1 protein-coding gene is annotated in these 1,339 nt (G+C 52.9%); it reads left to right on the forward strand.

Translation table 11 applies throughout. The features are described from left to right. Positions 1 to 145: 145 nt before the first annotated feature. The coding region (locus HWQ67_RS18690) for a CHAT domain-containing protein (protein WP_218254204.1) at positions 146 to 1,339 on the forward strand (1,194 nt) is incomplete at its 3' end.

Raw genomic sequence — 1,339 nt, forward strand, 5'->3', positions numbered from 1 at the left:
TGAAAATGGATTCCCGTTTTCACGGGAATGACAAGAAATGGTATTTTGCGCCCATCTGTGTCATTCCTGCGTAAGCAGGAATCCAGAAAGTGCGAAACCATAGTTTATAATTGAACTATCATAATTTTATCGTGTAAGGAGGTTTATGACGGACCATCTAAGTAGCATAACGATAGCGATATTGCCCGCAGCGGGCGATCAGCATCTGGTACGCATCAACGGCAACCCGTCACATCACATCACCGAAGCCGAGGTAGCCGCCCTCCTTGCGCAGACGCGCAGGAACCTGTGGCGTTACGACGCAACCGCAGGGGCCGCCCTCGGAGGGCAGTTGTACGACCTACTCAATCGTGGAGCGGGGACGCTTGCGGGGATCATCGCCACTGCCAGGACTGCCGGTATCTCCGGGCATACGCATCTGTACGTGCAGACGCCCTACGAGTTGACGCAGTTGCCGTTTGAGTTGTTGCACAACGTGAGCTTTGTCCTGCTCAACCACAACATCCACGTGATCCGGCTCGTTGATAACCGGGGGAAGTTAGCTGTGGTTGAATCGAAAAAAGAGCCGCTGAAGATGCTCTTTATGGCCTGTTCGCCAACGGACTTGGGAGATAATGTCCTCAGCTTTGAGAAGGAGGAGGAGCGTATCTTTGACGGCATCGGTGATTTTAATATTGACATGACCATAGAGGACTCCGGAAGTTTTACAGGTCTTAGGTCAAAAAACAAGGCAACCGGAGGCTTTGACATCATCCACATAACGGGACATGCCGGTCTTGATAACGCTATTGGGCCGGTGTTCTACATGGAGGATGAGGTTGGCAAGTTGCAGAAGGTCTCTCCGGCGATGTTGTGGGATGCGATCAAAGAGTTTCCACCCAAAATGCTCTTTCTGTCGGGATGCTTTACCGGAGGCGCTGATGAGAAGGCAAACTCGGAGTCGTTTGCTTACCAGATGGCGCAGAATGGTATACAATGGGTGCTTGGCTGGGGATTGCCTGTTTCGGATACGGGGGCGACGTTTGTGGCTGCCGAAATATACAAGTATCTTGCCGTTGGCAAGGGGCTTGATCATGCCGTGCAAAGTGCACGAAGACTGCTTGATGACCAATATCACCCCTGGCCGCTCTTGAGGTTCTTTGGTGATGCGACGCCGATTGTGCCGTTGGTGGCGTCTGGTTTGAAATCCAGGCCCGTCACTCCTGTTAAGTTGAGGCACAAGACCCTCACGGACAGCAACGTTCGGGTGCTTGACAGTGGGTTTGTTGGCAGGAGGCGGCGTATTCAGGAGGGGGTGAGCGTACTGAGGGGGGATGCTGACAAGCACGGGCTTTTGGTG

The organism is Candidatus Magnetobacterium casense (assembly GCF_019173545.1).
Classification (GTDB): domain Bacteria; phylum Nitrospirota; class Thermodesulfovibrionia; order Thermodesulfovibrionales; family Magnetobacteriaceae; genus Magnetobacterium; species Magnetobacterium cryptolimnobacter.